We start from the raw sequence: 4,034 nt of genomic DNA on the forward strand, positions 1-4,034 counted from the left end.
TGATCTCCAGGGGAGGATAGTTCTGCAGTGCCTCCGCCAGGGTCTCCTCCAGGCCAATCCGCTCCCCGTCGATGATGTGCCGCCGCAGGCGCTCCTCCAGGGGTAAATCTGCAAAAGATCCGCCAGAGCGCAGTTCCTTCCCGGAAACGCCCGCAAACAGCTCCGTCAGCCGCGCCAGAGGATCGTAGGTGCAAATGCCCTCAGCGTTGAACGCTCGCCGATCCCAGATCAAATCCCGACACACCTGCTGCTGCTCTTCGGGGATCTTGTTCAGGGGCAGGATCTTGGCGGCACTGACGATAGCGGCATCCAGGCCGGCCTCGCGGCACTCGTGCAAAAACACCGAGTTCAACACCACGCGGGCTGCCGGCGAGAGCCCAAAGGAGATGTTGGAAATGCCCAAGAGAATGTGGGTCTCCGGGAAAGCCTGGCGGATACGGCGGATCCCTTCCAGGGTGGCTGCTCCGTTGCTACGGTCTTCCTCGATGCCGGTGGAAATGGGCAAGGCCAAAGGGTCAAAGAAAATCTCGTAGGGCGGGATCCCGTACTCAACCGCCTGGCGATAGGCCCGCTCGGCAATCTGGAACTTCTTGTCGGCGGTGCGGGCCATGCCCTCTTCGTCGATGGTGCCGATGACCACCCCGGCGCCGTAGGTTTTGGCCAGCTCCAGCACCTTTAGGAAACGTTCTTCCCCATCCTCGTAGTTGGTGGAGTTGAGCAGACATTTGCCTCCCGCCACCTTGAGGCCCGCCTCCATCTTTTGCCAATCGGTGGAGTCCAGCATCAGGGGGATTTGGATTTGGGTGACCAGCCGGGACACCAGCTCCCGCATATCCCGCACCCCATCCCGGCCCACATAGTCCACGTTGACATCCAACACATGGGATCCCTCCCGCACCTGCTCGCGGGCCAGGGCCACCAGGCCATCCCAGTCTTCGGCATTAAGCAGCTCCCGCATCTTTTTGGAGCCGCTGGCATTCAGCCGCTCGCCGATGATCAAAAAAGAGTTCTCCTGCAGGTAGGGCTGAGGGGCATAAATCGAGGCAGCAGCCTGGATCCGTTCGATGCTACGACGTTTGGGCCGCAACCCCTGCACGGCTTCCACCAAGGCGGCGATGTGCTCCGGACGGGTGCCACAGCAGCCTCCCACCACTGCCACCCCCAGATCCCGCACAAAGTGCTCCAGGTGGAAGCGCAACTGCTCCGGGGTGAGCTTGTAGTGGGCTTTGCCGCCGATGTTTTCCGGCAGGCCAGCGTTGGGGATGCAGGAGATGGGGAAAGGAGAATGGCGGGACAGATAGCGGATGTGTTCGACCATCTTGTCTGGGCCAGTGGCACAGTTGAGGCCCAGCACATCGATGGGATAGGGCTCCAGGATGGCCAGGGCCGCCCCGATCTCCGTGCCCACCAGCATTGTCCCCTGCACCTCAAAGGTGAGGGACACCACCACCGGCAGGCGGATCCCTCGCTGGGCAAACTCCTGCTGCACGGCCACCAGGGCCGCCTTGGTCTGCAAAATGTCCTGGCAGGTCTCGATGATCAGCAGATCCACCCCGCCGTCGATCAACCCCCGCACCTGCTCGGCAAAGCTGGAGCGCATGTCGTCAAAGCTGATGTGCCCCAGGGTGGGCAGCTTGGTGGTGGGGCCGATGGAGCCGGCCACGAAACGGGGCTTTTCCGGCGTCGAAAACTCGGCTGCTACCCGCTTGGCCAAACGGGCTGCTGCCACGTTCAGCTCGTAGGCTTTTTCCGGGATCCCGTACTCGGCCAAAACGATGGAGGTGGCCCCAAAGGTATTGGTCTCAACAACGTCGGCCCCCACTTCCAGAAAGCCGCGGTGTACCCGCTCCACTGCCTCCGGCTTGGTCAGCACCAGCATCTCGTTGCAACCCTCCAGCTCCGGCCCACCAAAATCCGCTGCCGTCAGGTTCTGGGCCTGGAGGGAGGATCCCATCGCCCCATCAAAGACAATCACACGTTCCTGGAGATGCTGCAGGAAGGGATGGGTCATAGAAGTCAAAGTCAGGCAGGGTGTCATCGACCTAGAGTCTGATTTAAGTTAGCATCGAGCCATTTGCTCGGACTAGGCCGAAGGATGGATCCCTGGCCAGGGCTTCCATTCTGGCCATTGTTGAGGCGAATTTAACATTTTCTTTGCCTGCCCCGTTGCTGTTTCCCCCAGGTCGGGCTAATTTAGGGAAGACGTTTTGGTGTGAACGGCTACAGTTGCTCGCAAAGGCTCCCCCCAGAGTCGTTTGCTGCCTGCTGTAGAGCGATCTTCTCCTCGCAGGTTGGAGTGGTTGAGGTGCTGAATGTTCCGTCCCCTTGGTAAAGTGCCTCGCACTCCGTCGCAGGATCGACGAAGAGAAAGATCCACCTTTCGCCATCTTGAGAGGTTCCGCCCACCAAGATGACGGGTCTTGCGCCAGTTCAGTTGAGCTCCATGAGCGATATCTGCTTCCAGATTGACCCGAGCAATCGGTTATTCAGAAGCGGGCAGGCTGGCCTAGGGCAACTCAGGCTTTGGCTTGCGGATATCGGCTCCCTCACTCTGGCGTTGTGGGATGCAGCAGGGCTGCAACTTGCTCCTCTCCCTTTGGCGTCTAAGCTCCCTTAGTCACCTTCATTTGTCTGTGATTAGGATCACGAGGAACTCAGCATGGCTCAAGCAAAGGAATTGGTGAAATCGGGTAAAACAGCTCTTCTCGAACCGGATCTGGAAAATCCACCTTCCAGCGCCCTGGAGTTGGACACCGAGACAGATACCCTCGAGAGCGAACTGGATACCGGTGACACTGATGCTTTTGATGAGGATGACGACGACGAAGAGGCAGCAGAGGAGGATGGAGAGACTGCCGCCGCCGGTGCCAAAGGTCGCTCAAAGCGCAAAGCTGCCAGTAAGAAAAAGCCCTACACCGATGACTCTATCCGGGTCTACTTACAGGAAATTGGGCGTATTCGGCTGCTGCGGGCCGATGAAGAAATCGAGTTGGCCCGAAAAATTGCCGATCTGCTGGAGCTAGAGCGCGCTCGCGAGGCCGTTTTTCAGCGTATGGGCCTCTGGTCAGACCCAGAAGAGGTGCCGGACACCCTCTGGGCAGAAGAGGTCAAGATGTCCTTGCCGGAATTTCGGCGGCGGTTGCATCGGGGGCGGCGGGCCAAAGAAAAGATGGTGCAGTCTAATCTGCGTTTGGTGGTGTCCATCGCCAAAAAGTACATGAACCGGGGCCTGTCTTTTCAGGATTTGATTCAGGAGGGATCCCTGGGCCTGATTCGGGCAGCCGAGAAATTCGACCACGAGAAGGGCTACAAGTTCTCCACCTATGCGACGTGGTGGATTCGACAGGCCATCACCCGCGCCATTGCCGACCAATCCCGCACCATTCGCCTGCCTGTCCACCTCTACGAGACGATCTCCCGCATCAAAAAGGTAACCAAGTTGCTTTCCCAGGAATTGGGCCGCAAGCCCACCGAAGAGGAGATCGCCACCCGCATGGAGATCACCATCGAGAAGTTGCGCTTTATCGCCAAGTCGGCCCAGCTTCCCATCTCTTTGGAAACCCCCATCGGCAAGGAAGAGGATTCTCGGCTGGGAGACTTTATCGAGTCGGATGGGGAGACGCCGGAGGATCGGGTGGCCAAAGTCTTGCTCAGAGAAGATCTGGAAAGCGTTTTGGAAACCCTCACCGCCCGCGAACGGGATGTGTTGAAGTTGCGCTACGGCTTGGATGATGGCCGCATGAAAACTCTGGAGGAAATCGGCCAGATCTTTAATGTCACCCGTGAGCGAATCCGGCAGATCGAGGCTAAGGCTCTGCGCAAGTTGCGCCACCCCAACCGCAACAGCGTGTTGAAGGAATACATCCGCTAACTCTGCGGTCTGTTCCAGCTTCGATAGAGAGCCGGGGCAAGGGATCCAAGAGAGTTCCCGGCCCCCTAGGACAGACTGAGTTGGAACTGCCAACCCGCGCGATGGAGGATCTTCAGCATGAACTCGAACCAGACTCCGCGGATCCCAGTCTTTCTGAAAAAGC

General features: G+C 58.8%; 2 protein-coding genes. One reads left to right on the forward strand and one right to left on the reverse strand.

Going from position 1 to position 4,034, the window contains the following annotated elements:
* Positions 1-2,011 (reverse strand): homocysteine S-methyltransferase family protein (locus NW856_RS05395; RefSeq protein ID WP_414399440.1); only part of this gene is annotated, 2,011 nt, incomplete at its 3' end.
* A 648-nt stretch (positions 2,012-2,659) separates the two neighbouring features.
* Here NW856_RS05395 and rpoD point away from each other — a divergent pair.
* On the forward strand, positions 2,660-3,871 hold the full coding sequence (gene rpoD, locus NW856_RS05400) for an RNA polymerase sigma factor RpoD (RefSeq protein ID WP_414383981.1): 1,212 nt from the start codon (positions 2,660-2,662) through the stop codon (positions 3,869-3,871).
* Positions 3,872-4,034 lie beyond the last annotated feature (163 nt).

Source organism: Synechococcus sp. R3-13, assembly GCF_047462195.1.
GTDB lineage: Bacteria > Cyanobacteriota > Cyanobacteriia > Thermostichales > Thermostichaceae > Thermostichus.

Bases quoted from the DNA above. Each gene is read 5' to 3' on its own strand.
- rpoD (WP_414383981.1), top strand. From the start codon at position 2,660: ATGGCTCAAGCAAAGGAATTGGTGAAATCGGGTAAAACAGCTCTTCTC.